At 61.4% G+C, this 15,358-nt stretch carries 15 protein-coding genes and 2 tRNA genes; 6 read left to right on the top strand and 11 right to left on the bottom strand.

The features are described from left to right. Window positions 1-162: 162 nt before the first annotated feature. Together ahpC and C7A17_RS18410 are read right to left on the bottom strand one after the other, a co-directional pair. Window positions 163-726, bottom strand: a complete 564-nt coding sequence (gene ahpC / locus C7A17_RS18415) for an alkyl hydroperoxide reductase subunit C (protein WP_106739378.1) — start codon at window positions 724-726, stop codon at window positions 163-165. A gap of 156 nt (window positions 727-882) precedes the next feature. Then, on the bottom strand, window positions 883-1,845 hold the full coding sequence (locus C7A17_RS18410) for a zinc-binding dehydrogenase (RefSeq protein ID WP_106739377.1): 963 nt from the start codon (window positions 1,843-1,845) through the stop codon (window positions 883-885). A 128-nt stretch (window positions 1,846-1,973) separates the two neighbouring features. On the opposite strand from C7A17_RS18410, the gene C7A17_RS18405 reads away from it, so the two are divergent. Both C7A17_RS18405 and C7A17_RS18400 read left to right on the top strand, forming a co-directional pair. Next, window positions 1,974-4,055 (top strand): carboxy terminal-processing peptidase, encoded by a 2,082-nt coding sequence (locus tag C7A17_RS18405; RefSeq protein WP_179624245.1) that lies wholly within the window; start codon window positions 1,974-1,976, stop codon window positions 4,053-4,055. Between the two features lie 102 nt (window positions 4,056-4,157). Beyond that, window positions 4,158-5,912: a bifunctional diguanylate cyclase/phosphodiesterase gene (locus C7A17_RS18400; protein ID WP_106739375.1), complete on the top strand. Its 1,755-nt coding sequence runs from the start codon at window positions 4,158-4,160 to the stop codon at window positions 5,910-5,912. On the opposite strand, the gene C7A17_RS18395 is transcribed toward C7A17_RS18400, so the two are convergent. The 7 genes from C7A17_RS18395 to C7A17_RS18365 all read right to left on the bottom strand — a co-directional run bounded on the left by C7A17_RS18395 (window position 5,901) and on the right by C7A17_RS18365 (window position 9,075). Beyond that, entirely contained in the window at window positions 5,901-6,386 is a 486-nt protein-coding gene (locus C7A17_RS18395) for an SEL1-like repeat protein (protein WP_106739374.1), read from the bottom strand. The genes C7A17_RS18400 and C7A17_RS18395 overlap by 12 nt on opposite strands. Continuing rightward, window positions 6,379-6,744 carry a hypothetical protein gene (locus tag C7A17_RS18390; RefSeq protein WP_106739373.1) on the bottom strand — a complete coding sequence of 122 codons (366 nt, stop codon included), beginning with the start codon at window positions 6,742-6,744 and terminating at the stop codon, window positions 6,379-6,381. Before C7A17_RS18390 ends, C7A17_RS18395 begins: the two co-directional genes overlap by 8 nt. Then, on the bottom strand, window positions 6,741-7,064 hold the full coding sequence (locus C7A17_RS18385; RefSeq protein ID WP_106739372.1) for a helix-turn-helix domain-containing protein: 324 nt from the start codon (window positions 7,062-7,064) through the stop codon (window positions 6,741-6,743). The genes C7A17_RS18390 and C7A17_RS18385 overlap by 4 nt, the downstream gene beginning before the upstream one ends. Before the next feature lie 162 nt (window positions 7,065-7,226). Then, window positions 7,227-7,664, bottom strand: a complete 438-nt coding sequence (locus tag C7A17_RS18380; protein ID WP_106739371.1) for a YkvA family protein — start codon at window positions 7,662-7,664, stop codon at window positions 7,227-7,229. 336 nt (window positions 7,665-8,000) lie between these two features. Then, window positions 8,001-8,720 carry an FKBP-type peptidyl-prolyl cis-trans isomerase gene (locus C7A17_RS18375; RefSeq protein ID WP_158704683.1) on the bottom strand — a complete coding sequence of 240 codons (720 nt, stop codon included), beginning with the start codon at window positions 8,718-8,720 and terminating at the stop codon, window positions 8,001-8,003. A 187-nt stretch (window positions 8,721-8,907) separates the two neighbouring features. Next, a tRNA-Asp gene (locus C7A17_RS18370) sits at window positions 8,908-8,984 on the bottom strand. A gap of 15 nt (window positions 8,985-8,999) precedes the next feature. Continuing rightward, window positions 9,000-9,075 (bottom strand) — tRNA-Val (locus C7A17_RS18365). 301 nt (window positions 9,076-9,376) lie between these two features. Between C7A17_RS18365 and rdgC the strand changes: the two genes are divergently transcribed. Continuing rightward, entirely contained in the window at window positions 9,377-10,297 is a 921-nt protein-coding gene (gene rdgC, locus C7A17_RS18360) for a recombination-associated protein RdgC (RefSeq protein WP_106739369.1), read from the top strand. A gap of 265 nt (window positions 10,298-10,562) precedes the next feature. Here rdgC and edd read toward each other — a convergent pair whose 3' ends face one another. Further along, window positions 10,563-12,386, bottom strand: coding sequence for a phosphogluconate dehydratase (edd, locus tag C7A17_RS18355; RefSeq protein WP_106739368.1), 1,824 nt, complete (start codon window positions 12,384-12,386; stop codon window positions 10,563-10,565). 129 nt (window positions 12,387-12,515) lie between these two features. Here edd and gap point away from each other — a divergent pair, with 129 nt between their 5' ends. Together gap and C7A17_RS26810 are read left to right on the top strand one after the other, a co-directional pair. Then, window positions 12,516-13,517: a type I glyceraldehyde-3-phosphate dehydrogenase gene (gap, locus tag C7A17_RS18350; RefSeq protein WP_106739367.1), complete on the top strand. Its 1,002-nt coding sequence runs from the start codon at window positions 12,516-12,518 to the stop codon at window positions 13,515-13,517. Beyond that, a complete protein-coding gene (locus C7A17_RS26810; protein WP_158704682.1) occupies window positions 13,518-13,667 on the top strand; it encodes a hypothetical protein in 150 nt (49 codons plus the stop codon). Between the two features lie 69 nt (window positions 13,668-13,736). Here the strand turns inward: C7A17_RS26810 and arfB are convergent, their stop codons facing one another. Continuing rightward, window positions 13,737-14,150 carry an alternative ribosome rescue aminoacyl-tRNA hydrolase ArfB gene (gene arfB / locus C7A17_RS18345; protein ID WP_106739366.1) on the bottom strand — a complete coding sequence of 138 codons (414 nt, stop codon included), beginning with the start codon at window positions 14,148-14,150 and terminating at the stop codon, window positions 13,737-13,739. A 131-nt stretch (window positions 14,151-14,281) separates the two neighbouring features. Between arfB and C7A17_RS18340 the strand changes: the two genes are divergently transcribed. Further along, a complete protein-coding gene (locus tag C7A17_RS18340) occupies window positions 14,282-15,346 on the top strand; it encodes a metal-dependent hydrolase (protein WP_106739365.1) in 1,065 nt (354 codons plus the stop codon). Window positions 15,347-15,358: the final 12 nt, after the last annotated feature.

The raw sequence follows: 15,358 nt of genomic DNA, 5'->3' as shown, positions 1-15,358 counted from the left end.
CACAAGGGCCGGTTGATGGCCCAAACAGCGCAAGTAGCAATTGCAAAACGGATTTCAGAGCGTCGCGAGCGACGGCTAGGCAAGGCGTAATCTGCTGAGGGCTACAAGCCCGAGTCTGATTACAACGCTGCCTAGCCGAACGCAGCAGCTCTGAAGCCGTTTTTAGATCTTGCCAACCAGATCCAGCGAAGGAGCCAGAGTGGCTTCGCCTTCTTTCCACTTGGCCGGGCAAACCTGACCCGGGTTAGCAGCGGTGTACTGAGCGGCCTTCAGCTTGCGCAGGGTCTCGGAAACGTCACGAGCGATTTCGTTCGAGTGGATTTCCAGAGTCTTGATCACGCCTTCCGGGTTGATCACGAAGGTGCCACGCAGGGCCAGACCTTCTTCCGGAATGTGCACGCCGAAAGCGTTGGTCAGCTGGTGAGTCGGGTCACCGATCAGCGGGAACTGAGCCTTGCCAACGGCTGGCGAAGTTTCGTGCCATACCTTGTGCGAGAAGTGGGTGTCGGTGGTCACGATGTAGACCTCGGCACCGGCCTTCTGGAACTCGGCGTAGTTGTTGGCAGCGTCTTCGATCTCAGTCGGGCAGTTGAAGGTAAAGGCAGCCGGCATGAAGATCAGCACGGACCACTTGCCCAGCAGGGACTGCTCGGTGAGCTCGACGAACTCGCCAGCGTGGAAAGCGTTGACCTTGAACGGTTGCACTTGAGTGTTGATGAGGGACATTGCTGACTCCTTCTGAGGTTTCTGTGAGGGGTTGAAAATCTACAGGTGCCATCTTAGCTACCTAACAGAAAAAAGCTTATTGATTACGGCCATGATATCGATTGAATGCACCAATCGATGAAAAAGCCCGCGCCAGACGCGGGCTAGAGACCTGAATCAAACCTGATCGGCATCGATCAGCAACACCAGTTTACCTGCCACTTGGTTACCGGCGAGTGTCTCGAACGCCGCTTCACTGTCTTTGATCGCAAAACTGCGCTCCAGTTGCGGCTTTAATCGCCCCTCGGCGAACAGCGGCCAGACATGCTGCTGCAGATCGCGCAACAGATCGGCCTTGAACTGGTCATCACGATTGCGCAAGGTCGAGCCGATCAGCTGAATGCGCTTGCCCAATACCTGCGCCAGATCTAGCGTGGCTTCGCGGCCGCCCATCAGCCCGATGTTGATCCAACGACCATCACGCGCCAGCAGTTCGAGGTTGAGCTGCGCATATTGCCCGCCGACCGGATCGAGAATCACGTCGAAGGGGCCGAAGTCGCGCAGGCTTTGCAGATCCTCGCCACGTAGCGCGCCACCCTGGGCACCGAGCGCCTCGCAGTATGCCAGGCGCTCGGCTGAACCGACGCTGACCCAGCACGGGCTGCCGAACGCCTTGCATAATTGAATGCCAGCAGAGCCGACGCCGCTGGCTCCGGCATGCAACAGCACCTTTTCACCTGGCCGCAGGCCGCCGAGCTGGAACAGGTTGAGCCAGGCAGTGGCATACACCTCCGGCAATGCAGCCGCCTCGATCAGGCTGACGCCTTCGGGTACCGGCAGCGCATGACGCGCATCGAGCACCACCTCTTCGGCCATGCCTCCACCAGCCAGCAAACAACAGACCTGATCGCCTATCTGCCAGGCACTACCGGCACCCACTTCGATCACCATACCGGAGCATTCCAGCCCAAGCGCCTGGCTGGCACCCGGTGGCGGCGGATACAGACCGGCGCGCTGCAAAAGGTCGGCGCGGTTGAGCCCAGCGGCAGCCACCTTGACCCTGATCTGTCCCGCGTCACATGCCTGCGCGGGTTGCTCCAGCCATTCCGCACGTCCTTCGACGCCTTGCAATGCCTTCATGCTGCCTCCATAGTGCAAGTGAACCGAGCCCAGCGCTGACCGCTGGGCTTTTGCCTAGCGCCAACGGAACCTGGCGCCCTCAATTACGGCCTAATATGCGTTATCACTTGCCACTACGTCGAATCAGCATGAAGCGCTCTCTCGCAAGCACCGCCCTCGCCCTTGTCCTTGGTTTCAGCGCTCTGCCGCTGGCGGCTAAGACCACCACTGCCGCCAGCTGGGAATATCTGCAGCCAGATCGCGAGCAGGTGATTGCCAGCCTCAACGTGGTGGAACTGCTGCGGCGGCATCACTACAACAAGCCGCCGCTGAACGACGAACGCTCGATCCAGATCTATGACAACTACCTGAAGTTGCTCGATCCGACGCGCAGCTATTTCACCGCGGCCGACATCGCCGAATTCAACCAGTGGCGCACCAAGTTCGATGACCTGCTGAAAAGCGGCGACCTCGAACCCGGTTTCGCCATCTATCGCCGTCACCTGACGCGCCTGCAGGAGCGGATCGATTTCGCCCTGGCAGAGCTCGCCAAGGGCGTCGACAAGATCGACTTCAGCATCGACGAAACCCTGGAAGTGGATCGCGAGAAAGCGCCCTGGGCGAAAAACCGCGCCGAACTCGACGACCTGTGGCGCAAACGCGTCAAGGACGAAGTGCTGCGCCTGAAGATCGCCGGCAAGGAAACCAAGGATATTCAGGAACTGCTGACCAAGCGCTACAAGAATCAGGCGGCGCGTCTGAAGCAGACCCGTGGCGAGGATGTGTTCCAGGCCTACATCAACGCCTTCGCCACCACCTACGACCCGCACACCACCTACCTCTCGCCGGACAACGCGGAAAACTTCGATATCAACATGAGCCTGTCGCTCGAAGGTATCGGCGCCGTTTTGCAGAGTGACAACGAGCACGTCAAGGTCGTACGCCTGGTGCCAGCTGGCCCGGCAGAAAAGAGCAAACAGATCGCCCCGGCCGACAAGATCGTCGGCGTCGCACAGGGCACTGGTGAAATGGTCGACGTGATCGGCTGGCGCCTGGACGAAGTGGTCAAGCTTATCCGTGGCCCGAAAGGTTCGACCGTGCGCCTGGAAGTGATCCCAGCGAGCAATCCGCCCAGTGACCAGACCAGCAAGGTCGTCACCATCACCCGTGAAGCGGTCAAGCTGGAAGAGCAGGCCGCCAAGAAGAAGGTGCTGAACCTGCAGCACGAAGGCCGGGATTACAAGCTCGGCGTGATCGAACTGCCGGCCTTCTACCTCGACTTCAAAGCCTTCCGTGCCGGCGATCCGAACTACAAGAGCACGACCCGCGACGTCAAACGCCTGCTCGACGAACTGCAGGCCGAGAAAGTCGATGGCGTGGTCATTGACCTGCGCAACAACGGCGGCGGCTCCCTGCAGGAAGCCACCGAACTGACCAGCCTGTTCATCGAACAAGGCCCAACCGTCCTGGTGCGCAACGCCGACGGCCGCGTCGATGTGCTCGCCGACGAGAACAAGGGCATCTACTACAACGGCCCGCTCGCCGTTCTGGTGAACCGCCTGTCCGCCTCCGCCTCGGAGATTTTCGCAGGCGCCATGCAGGACTATCACCGTGCGCTGATTCTCGGTGGTCAGACCTTCGGTAAAGGCACCGTGCAGACCATTCAGCCGCTCAACCATGGCGAGCTGAAGCTGACCCTGGCCAAGTTCTATCGCGTTTCCGGACAGAGCACCCAGCATCAGGGCGTAATCCCCGACATCCTCTATCCGGATGTCATGGATACCAAGGACATCGGCGAAAGCGCCCTGCCCGCCGCCCTGCCCTGGGACAGCATTCGCCCGGCCATCACGCCCGAGCTGGACCCGATCAAGCCGTTCCTCAGCGAGCTCAAGGCACGCCATGACCAGCGCACCGCCAAGGATCCGGACTTCGTCTTCACCCGTGACCGCCTGACCCTGGCCAAGAAGCTGATGGCCGAAACCACCGTCAGTCTCAACGAGAAGACGCGCCGCGCGCGCCAGGCAGAAGTCGAAGCCAAGCAATTGGCACTGGAGAACAACCGTCGCGAGGCCAAGGGCGAAGAACCGCTCAAGGAACTGGCGAAAGAAGACGAGGATGCACTGCCAGTCGCCGACGAGAAGAGCACTCCGGAGGACGACGCCTACCTCGCCGAGTCCGGCCGTATCCTACTCGACTACCTGGGGTTGAACCCGTCGCTGGCGCTGCACTGACAGGCAAGTAGTCTAACGTCATCAAATCGTCATCGAACTGTCGTGAAATGCAGGGGCCGGTCAAAAACCGGCCCCTTCGTTTTCCGGCAGATCGAGAACACCATGACCGTCACCGAGCAGTTGAGCGCACTGGGTAACATCCTCGCTCACGGCGACCTCAGCAGCCTGTTCCAGCCCATTGTTTCGCTTTCCGAGCAACGCATTCTCGGCTACGAAGCTTTGACCCGCGGCCCCTCGAACAGTCCGCTGCACTCACCGCTGACGCTGTTTGCCGTGGCCCGCCACGCCGGGCGCCTGAGCGAACTGGAGATGGCCTGTCGCAAGAGCGCCTGCAGAGGTTTCAGCGCCCAGGGTCTGGACGGCAAGTTGTTTCTCAACGTCTCGCCAGAGTCGTTGCTCGACCCCAGCCACCAGCCGGGGCGAACCTTGAAACTGCTGCAGGCCTTCGCCATCCCACCCAGCCAGGTGGTGATCGAACTCACCGAGCAATCGCCCACCGAAGACTTCGGCCTGCTCGACAACGCCCTGCATCACTACCGCGCCATGGGATTTTCCATCGCCCTCGATGATCTCGGCGCAGGTTATTCCAGCCTGCGCCTGTGGTCGGAGCTGCGTCCGGACTACGTGAAAATCGATCGCCATTTCATCGATGGCATCCACCTGGACGCGGTGAAGCGCGAATTCGTCGGCTCTATCCTGAAAATGGCCGCAGCCTCTCGCGCTCAGGTGATTGCCGAAGGCATCGAGCAAGCTGAAGAGCTGGCGGTACTGGCCGAGATGGGCGTCGACCTGGTGCAGGGCTATCTGCTCAGCCGGCCGCAGGAAAAACCGCCGCGTGACGCCCGGCAACTGCTACCGAGACTGCAAAGCAGCCAGACCAGCCTCGGCGAGGAAAGCCACGACCTCAGCGCCCTGCTCAACGAACAACCTGCTGTGGATCAGCACACTGCCATCGCCGAGGTGCTGGACGCGTTCCGCGCGCAGGCCAATCTCAACTCGCTGGCGGTGCTGGATCAGCACAACCAGCCAGTCGGTATCGTCCACCGCCACTCGCTCTCCGAAGCCCTGCTCAAACCCTTCGCCACCGACCTGTTCGCCCGCAAGCCGATCAGCCGCCTGATGAGCCAGGATTTTCTCGCCGTGGAGCTGACGCAATCGCTGCAGAAGGTCAGCCGCCTGCTCACCAGCCGCGCGCGCCAACGCATAGAAGAAGACTTCATCATCATCCAGGGCGGGCGCTACCTGGGTCTGGGCCGCGTCATCGACGTGCTCAAGTTGATCACCGAGCAAAAACTACAACAGGCGCGCCACGCCAACCCACTGACCCTGCTACCGGGCAACGTACCGATCCAGCAGTGCCTCACCCGCCTGCTGCAACAACAACGCGAGGCGGCGGTGTGTTACGTCGATATCGACAGTTTCAAACCCTTCAACGATATCTATGGTTATGCCAAGGGCGACGAGGTGCTGCTGTGCCTGGCCCAGTGCCTGAACGATAAGGTGGATCCTGCGCGTGACTTCGTCGGCCATATCGGCGGCGACGATTTCATGCTGGTGCTCGGTTCCAGCGACTGGCGCGACAAGCTTGGTCGTCTGATCGAGGATTTTCAGGGCCAATGCCGGCGGTTCTATCGGGAAGAGCACCTGCAGGCCGGCTGCTTCAGCGCACACAATCGACAGGGCCAGCGCCAGGAATATGCGCTGCTGTCACTCTCCATCGGTGTGGTTTATCTGCACAGCGATGATTGCGTGCAACTGGATGCCTCGCGGCTGGCGGAGCTTGCCTCCGAAGCCAAGCGCCAGGCCAAGGCGATACCGGGCTACAGCCTGCATATTCTCGATGGATCAGCGGCCTGAACGAGAGACATCGTCCGCCTGTGCCGCATAACGCTCGGCCAATGTGGAATCGATTGCAACACCGGGCGCACCGTCACGGTACAGCTGACTGAGACGACTGGCTGCGAGCGGGTGCCCGGCCGCCAGCGCTTGCGTCCAGTAGCGCACGGCCTCCTGGCCGTCCGGTGCCTGTCGGGTATTGCCTTGCAGGGCCTGAACCCCCAACTGGTAGGCAGCCTTGCCATCACCACCGGCAGCAGCCAGGCACAACAGACGCAGCCCCTCCTCGCGCGCGCCCAGGCCTTGCCCGCGAAACAGCAGGATATGGCCATAAAAGCTCTGCGCCGAAGTGTCGCCCAGGTTGGCCATGCGTCCGTACTGGCCCTGCATCCACTGCCAGGCACGCGGCTGACGCATCACCCATGGCCAATGGAACAGCCGTCGAGCCAGCCAGTAGCCCAGTCGAGCGCGTAGACGCCAGAGGAGCCTAGACATCGGCGGGATAATCGAATTCGAACACACGCACAACCTCTGCTGCGTGCCAGGACGCCGCCGCGACGCCATCGGAAGCGCCACTGAAACGCCCCAGGCGCGTTACACAGTCGAAGAAACCGGTACGCGGCAAACGGCTTGCGCCCTGGCTGATCACCAATGCGCTGCGCAGGGGACGTTCGGCACGGGCATCGAGCGCAGCCAGATGCTCAAGTGCCGCAGCAAGGGTCTGCATGGCGGGAGTCGGTAGATCGAGGCGCTCGATCAACGCGCGATAGGTCAGCAGATGACGTTGGCGGCGGGCATCGTCCAGCTCTGCGAGCAAGGCCTGCCAGTGCTGGCGACTGATGCGCACGCTCAAGACCAGCCCTCCAAGCCCAGCTCCCAGGCCAACGAACGCAGGATTGCGGCATCGGGTTGGCGCTCACCACGCTCGATCATGGCCAGGTAGTGAGGGCTGATACCTACACTGCGAGCCAGTGCTTCCGGGCTCAAGCCCTTGGCCTCACGCAACACTTGCAACTGCTCCAGCGGCGCGCGAGTGGCTGTCGGAGCCGGTGTGGGGGCAGCGATTGCGGCGGACTCCTCGCGCCCTGCCGCCTTCAACAAGGCCTGGTAATCGGCCCAGGGCAGTACGGCGTATTCCGGTTCGCCGTCGCGGGCAATGATTTGCACAGTCATGGAGCTCTCCATCTCAATAACGCCGTTGGAAAGCAGGATCTACGATCTCGGCACCTTCCTTGCGAGCTGCCATCTTAACAGGCCCCTGCCCTGCAGGGCGTGCTCAATAGCACTGAGAGCGGTGCATAACCACAACTATGACTCCCGACGCGCACAGCGTCGCTATGAGTGAACCGTCTGCTCGTCAGTCGGCAAATGTTCGATAAGCGCCAGGCGCTCCGGGCTCTGCTTGTCGCGCCAGGCCTTGAACGCCTCCAGTTCGGCGTGCCAGGTGCGCATCACCCAAGCCAGCACGGCTAGATCATCGACGAAGCCGACGCCCACCAACCAGTCAGGGATCGCATCCAGCGGGCTCAGGAAGTACAGAAGCGCCGCCACCACCATCAGCAAGGCCTGGCTGCTGATCTGCCGATACTCACCTTTGAACCAGGCCAGGCAGAGTGCGCGCAGCAGACGCAGATCCTCTTTGAGCGCTGCGAAACGCTCGCCCTGCGGCGTACGCTTGTCACCCAACGCACGGAGCAATTCCGGTAGACGTCCCTCACGCAGGAAGCGCGCCGCCAGGGGCAGGTAACGGGTCAGTTTCCATGGAGCTTTCATCGGCCCTCCTCGGCAAGCCAGGCAGTGTCTGGGCTTGCCTCGCTTATCCACCGAAGCTGTGGATAACTCTGTGAAAATACCTTCAACAAGCTTACCAAAGCCCCGTGGCATGGGGCCTTCGCTCAGATCGGGCATTTTTTATACAGCACATAAAACTCATGAAAATCAATAAGTTGCTGATTGACACAAGCAGGCTGCAGATGTAGCTGGCGCTTATTGGGAATGCTTCCCATGATGTGCATAAGCGTAACACTCAAGCACCAGCGCGATACCCGATACCCTCCAGAAACGACAACGCCCCGTCAAGACAGGGCGTTGTGCTGACACACGAAAGTGTTACTCGGCAGCCGGCTCGGCGGCCTTCTGATCCTTGATGCCGATCAGCTCCAGATCGAACACCAAGACCGAGTTGGCCGGGATAGCCGGAGACGGGCTCTGCTCGCCGTAAGCCAGCTCGCTGGGGATATACAGCTTGTATTTCTCGCCAACGTGCATCAGTTGCAGACCTTCGACCCAGCCCGGAATCACACCGCCAACCGGCAGATCGATGGGGCTGCCACGAGCGACGGAGCTGTCGAATACGGTGCCGTCGGTCAGTTTGCCTTCGTAGTGAACGGTCACCACGTCGCTTTCTTTCGGCTGTGCGCCGTCAGCTTTCTTCACCACTTCATACTGCAGGCCGGACTCGGTGGTCACGACGCCGTCACGCTTGCCGTTCTCTTCGAGGAATTTCTTGCCGGCTTCGGCCGCTTCCTTGTTCAGTGCAACCATGCGCTCTTCGGCACGTGTCTGCAGGAAGGAGAAGGCCTCGATCATGTCTTCGTCCTTGATGCGTGGCTCCTTCTTCGCCAGCGCGTCTTCGATACCCTGGGCGACGGCCTTGGAATCCAGATCGTCCATGCCTTCTTCGGACAGGCTGCGGCCCATGTTCAGGCCAATGCCATAGGAGGCTTTCTGCGCCGGGCTCTTGAGTTCGACTTCGCTGGTTTGCGAATCGCAACCGGCTAGCACCAGGCCCACCAGGGCAACTGCCGCCGCCAAACGATGCTGTTTCATGCTTGTTCCTTGTAGATGCGCCCGAAGGCCGTCGTGTGAAAGCGCGAGCTTAGCAGTCCGCCACGATAACTGGCTACGGCATAGGAGCCGAGCAGTGCGCATAAGTTCAAGCAAACAAAGGAATTTTCTGAAGTTTTCGGCGAGTGCCGAATGATTGTCACAGGAGGGGATGAAGCGAGGATAGAAATGGCGCAGCGGACGGGACTCGAACCCGCGACCCCCGGCGTGACAGGCCGGTATTCTAACCGACTGAACTACCGCTGCGCGTAACTGCGAGATTGGTGGGTGATGACGGGATCGAACCGCCGACCCTCTGCTTGTAAGGCAGATGCTCTCCCGGCTGAGCTAATCACCCTTCACTCTCGAAGTGGGGCGCATTCTAGAGAGCGATCCGGGCCTTGGCAAGCCCCTCATGCAAAAAAATTCATCGGCCCAGCAAGAACTTAGGCGATACCGGCGAATTTTCTCACAGGCCCGTGGTCAGGGTTGGCCTGAGCTCGCCAGCGGAGAATAATGCGCGCTCTGTGCCGATGGACGAATCGCGATCACGCAAACTGTCCACACCCTTACATCCGTCGCAGCCCCGCCCTTTCCAAGCGAGAAAGCCCAGGAAGACGCTGCCTGCGACCTCAATACCAATGGAGAGTCACCCGCTCATGTGGTTCCGTAACCTGCTGGTCTACCGCCTCACTCAGGACATTCCCTTCGACGCCGAAGCACTGGAGACCGCACTGGCCAGCAAGCCGGCCCGCCCCTGCGCTACCCAAGAGCTGACCACCTATGGTTTCACCGCCCCCTTTGGCAAAGGCGCCGACGCACCTCTGGTACACGTCAGCGGCGATTTCCTGCTGATTGGCACGCGCAAGGAAGAGCGCATCCTGCCGGGCTCGGTGGTGCGCGACGCGCTGAAGGAGAAGGTCGACGAGATCGAGAACACCCAGATGCGCAAGGTGTACAAGAAAGAGCGCGACCAGATCAAAGACGAGATCGTGCAGGCGTTCCTGCCGCGCGCCTTCATTCGCAAATCCGGCACCTTCGCCGCCATCGCGCCGAAGCAGGGCCTGATTCTGGTGGACAGTGCCAGCGCCAAGAAAGCCGAAGACCTGCTCTCCACCCTGCGCGAAGCCATGGGTTCGCTACCGGTGCGCCCGCTGTCGGTGAAGATCGCGCCGACTGCCACGCTGACCGACTGGCTGAAAACCCAGAAAGCAGCGGAAGGTTTCTTCGTTCTGGACGAATGCGAGCTGCGCGACACTCACGAAGATGGTGGCGTGGTGCGCTGCAAGCGCCAGGATTTGACCAGTGAGGAAATCCAGTTGCACCTGTCCACCGGCAAGCAGGTCACCCAGCTGTCGCTGGCCTGGCAGGACAAATTGTCTTTCGTGCTCGACGACAAGCTGACCATCAAACGCCTGCGCTTCGAGGACGTTCTGCAAGAGCAAGCCGAACAGGACGGTGGCGACGATGCGCTGGCCCAGCAGGATGCCAGCTTCATCCTGATGATGATGACCCTGGTGGAGTTCCTGCCGGAGTTGTTCACCGCTCTGGGCGGCGAAGAGATTCCGCAGGGAATCTGAGCGCAGGACGGGCGCAACTCGCCAGAGGGCTTGGCGGGTTGCACCCGCCCTACAGGCCCAACCGAGCTGCGCCGAGCCGGTAGCCCGGATGCCTTCGGGCTATGCCGGGCTTCAGCCAGGTAGGGCGAACCGGAACGCCGGCCGCTAGTAGCGCCCGCGAACAGTCCGCCAAGCCTAACTTCAGTGGTGTACTGCTTCGCGAGTAACCCGCGCCAGCAAACCCCGTAGCACAGCGCGCCGCCGGGGCTTCTATGGTGCACTCACCTCAGGTCAGTGACTCCAGGCTGGCGGTAAAGGCACTGGCGCCCCGCTCCGCCGTGCTGAAGTTGTGACGCATGAAGGCGAACAACTCGCGCCCACAGCCCATGGCCGGGGCTGGCGCCTCGGCCAGCTCGCGTGACGCCAACTCGTTCTCGTCAACCCTCAGCAGCAGTTCCCCGCTCTGGCCGTCCACGCGCAGCAGATCGCCGTCGCGCACCCGTGCCAACGGCCCACCATCGAAAGCCTCGGGGCAGACATGGATGGCAGCCGGAATCTTGCCGGAAGCACCGGACATACGCCCGTCAGTCACCAGCGCCACCTTGAAGCCACGATCCTGCAGCACCCCGAGATAAGGCGTCATCTTGTGCAGCTCGGGCATACCATTGCTGCGCGGCCCCTGAAAACGCACCACGGCAACGAAATCGCGCTCCAGCTTGCCAGCCTTGAACGCCTCGACCAGTTCCAGCTGATCTTCGAAAACCAGCGCAGGCGCCTCCACCACCTGATGCTCCGCCGCCACGGCTGAGACCTTCATCACTCCGCGCCCGAGATTGCCTTGCATCAAACGCAGGCCACCCTCCGCCGAGAATGGCCGGGCAACGGGGCGCAGTACGCTTTCCTCCAGGCTTTCGCGCGGGCCGTCGCGCCACACCAGCTTGCCGCCGTCAAGGAAGGGTTCACGGGTATAGCGCGACAGACCATGTCCCGCCACGGTGTTGACATCTTCGTGCAGCAGACCTGCTTCGAGCAGCTCGCGAATCAGCAGCGCCATACCGCCAGCAGCCTGGAAGTGATTGATATCGGCCTTACCGTTGGGATAGACGTGGGCCAGGGTCGGCACCACCTCGGACAGATCGGCCATGTCTTGCCAGGTCAGCAGAATACCGGCCGCACGGGCGATGGCCGGCATGTGCAGAGTGTGATTGGTCGAACCACCCGTGGCATGCAGGGCGACGATGGAATTGACCAGGCAACGCTCGTCGACGATCTCGCCAATGGGCATGAACTGGCCGCTCTGCTTGGTCAGGCGGGTGACCTGCTGCGCGGCTTCACGGGTCAATGCATCGCGCAGCGGCGTCCCCGGGTTGATGAACGAGGCACCCGGCAGGTGCAGCCCCATCACTTCCATCAACAGCTGGTTGGTATTGGCGGTGCCATAGAACGTGCAGGTGCCAGGGCCGTGATAGGCAGCCATTTCGGCAGCCAGCAACTCTTCGCGCGAGGCCTTGCCTTCCGCGTAGCGCTGGCGCACATCGGCCTTTTCCTTGTTGGACAGGCCCGAGGTCATCGGCCCGGCCGGCACGAATATCGACGGCAGATGACCGAAACGCAGCGCCCCCATCACCAGGCCCGGCACGATCTTGTCGCACACGCCCAGATACAACGCGGCGTCGAACATGTTGTGCGACAGCGCCACGGCGGTGGACATGGCGATCACCTCGCGACTGGCGATGCCAATCTCCATGCCCGGCTCGCCCTGCGTGACGCCATCGCACATGGCCGGTACGCCACCGGCGAACTGGCCCACCGAACCCAGCTCACGCAGCGCCTGCTTGATCTGCTCGGGAAAGGTTTCGTAGGGCTGATGGGCCGACAACATGTCGTTGTAGGCAGACACGATGGCCACGTTGGCCGCCTCCATCAGACGCAGGGTCTGCTTGTCGTCACCGCTGCAACCGGCCACGCCGTGAGCGAAGTTGGCGCACTGCAACTTGCCACGTTGCGGCCCTTCGCTGGCGGCCGCACGAATCATCGCCAGGTAGCGCTGGCGCGTGGCACGACTGCGCTCGATCAGACGGTCAGTGACTTCTACGACGCGGGGATGCATGGGCTTCTCCAGGCTTGCGACTAACATTTATTTGTTTTTACAACAAAATACTGCCACTCGCTGAACTTGATTTCTAGATTAATCGGCATAATCTTGTAATTAAAACAACAAAATCACAGGAACCTCACCATGACACTACGAATCGCCATCAATGGCTTTGGCCGTATCGGCCGCAACGTGCTACGCGCACTCTATACCCAGAATTATCGCCAACATCTGCAGGTCGTGGCGATCAACGATCTGGGCGATAGCGCGATCAATGCCCACCTTCTGCAATATGACAGCGTGCACGGCCACTTTGCCGAAACGGTCAAGGTCGATGGCGAAAGCCTATGGGTCAGGGACGATAAAATCGCCGTCAGCGCCATTCGCAACCCAGCCGAACTGCCGTGGAAAACCCATCAGGTCGACGTGGTGCTGGAATGCACCGGGCTGTTCACCGAACGCGAAAAGGCGGCCGCCCATCTCACGGCAGGCGCCCGCAAGGTACTGATCTCGGCCCCCGCCAAAGGCGCCGATGCCACACTGGTATTCGGCGTCAACGAGCAAGTGCTGACGCCGGACATGCAGATCCTCTCCAACGCCTCCTGCACGACCAACTGCCTGGCTCCAGTCGCTCAGGTTCTGCATCGCGAGCTGGGCATCGAGCAGGGGCTGATGACCACCATCCACGCCTATACCAACGACCAGAATCTCTCCGACGTCTATCACAGCGACCCGTACCGCGCGCGCTCGGCCACCCAATCGATGATCCCGACCAAAACCGGCGCCGCTGAGGCCGTCGGTCTGGTGCTGCCGGAACTGGCCGGAAAACTCACGGGCATGGCGGTACGGGTACCGGTGATCAACGTGTCATTGGTCGACCTGACACTGCAACTCCAGCGCGAGACCGATGCAGCAGAGGTCAACGCCCTGTTCAAGGCTGCCAGCGAGCAGTCACCGGTGCTGGGTTACAACGCCCTGCCGCTGGTGTCCTGCGATTTCAACCACAACCCGCTGTCGTCGATCTTCGACGCCAACCACACCAAGGCCAGCGGCAAGCTGCTCAAGGTCATGGCCTGGTACGACAACGAGTGGGGCTTTTCCAACCGTATGCTGGACAACTGCCTGATCCTGGCGCGCATGGCCTGAATGAGGAGGCTCGATGAGTCGCAGCCGCATGGCCCGGACATCAAGGCGCTGCTGGAGCAGCCGCGCGAGTACCGTATCACCGACTATCAGGCCTACCTGGCCGGACGCGGGCAGGGTGTCGCGGGGCCGCCTAGGCCGCGCGCACCATAGAATGGCATCGATCCCCTAGGTGCGCACGACGCACCCTGCAGCCGCCGGCGATTGACTGCTGAAACGCCACTAGAAGTCCACCTTGCCCCTTCCCGCCTTGATCGCCCCACGTTTGCTCTTGCCATCGAGACGACGCGTTTTCGAGCCCAGGGTCGGCTTGGTCGGGCGGCGCTTCTTCTCCACCTTGCCCGCACTGCGAATCAGCTCAGCCAGTCGCTCCAGGGCGTCGGCGCGATTCTGCTCCTGAGTGCGATACTGCTGCGCCTTGATGATCACCACACCGCCGCTGGTGATGCGACTGTCGGAAAGCGCCAGCAGACGCTCCTTGTAGAACGGCGGCAGAGACGAGGCCTGACTGTCGAAACGCAGGTGCACCGCACTGGATACCTTGTTGACGTTCTGCCCACCGGCGCCCTGGGCGCGTATGGCAGTCAGCTCGATTTCATCATCCGGCAAGTGGACGCTGTTGGAGACGATTAGCATGGGCATGGTTTCGTAGGGGTCATGACCATCAGGATACCCGCCGAAGCTGTAATCTTTGCTTGAAATTTCCCCACGGTATTCGCCCAGCGCCTCGGCTAACGTAGCGGCCTGTATTTTTTCGGAAGCATTCGATGGACTCCATAACCCAGGCGGTACTCGGCGCCAGCATCCAGGGCGCGCTGCTCGGCCGCTGGCAAGGGCGCAAGGCGCTGCTCTACGGTGCCATGCTCGCCACCGTTCCCGATCTGGACGTGGTCATCGAATACGGCGACGCCGTCGCCAACATGACCTATCACCGCGGTTTCAGCCATTCGCTGTTCGTGCTAAGCGGCTTTGCCCTGCTGCTGACCTGGCTGGCCAGGCGCTTTCGTCCACATCCAGGCTATTCGGCCAATCGCTTGCTGCTCACGCTCTGGCTGGTGCTGATCACCCACCCACTGCTGGACGCCTTCACCAGCTACGGCACCCAACTGTTCTGGCCACTGATGCCAACACCCACGGCCTGGTCGAGCCTGTTCATCATCGATCCGCTGTACACCGTGCCGTTGATAGTCGCCGTAGTGGTCAGTCTCTTCACCGGCCTGCGCGAACAGACCTGGCGAGTGCCCGCTGCAGCCCTGGCGCTGTCGACGCTGTATATCGGTTTCAGCCTGGCCGGCAAGTTCATGGCCGAGCAGCGCGTAGAGCGCGAACTGGCGCGCCAGGGCATCCAGGCCGAACAGCTGTTCACCACTCCCACACCATTCAACACCCTGCTGTGGCGCGTGATCGTGCTCGACGGCGAGGACTACCACGAGGCCCTGGTCGGCTGGTTCGACACGGCACCACCACAACTGCAGCGCCTGCCACGCGGCACCGAACTGCGCAAACAGCTGACTGACTCCCCCATGCATCAACGGTTGGACTGGTTCACCGGCGGCGTGCTGCGCTACGACCAGGTTGGCGAGCACCTGATCGTCACGGATTTACGCCTGGGCATGACCGGTTTCCATCCCTTCCGCTTCGACTTCGCTCATCTGCAGGATGGTCAATGGCAGGTGCATGAATACATCGATCGCCTGCCCTTCGAGCGTGGCGAAGTCGAGCACCTGGCCCTGCTCCTCAAGCGCATCTGGCGGCCGGAGCTGCAAATCCCTCTGCTGGCCTGGGCTGGCGAACTGCAGAAACCGCTTTTAACTGAGACCCGCTCGCACTAGGGAGGTTACTAT

This window comes from Pseudomonas mendocina (assembly GCF_003008615.1).
Classification (GTDB): Bacteria; Pseudomonadota; Gammaproteobacteria; order Pseudomonadales; family Pseudomonadaceae; genus Aquipseudomonas; species Aquipseudomonas mendocina_C.
This window is presented reverse-complemented; position numbering and strand designations above follow the sequence as displayed.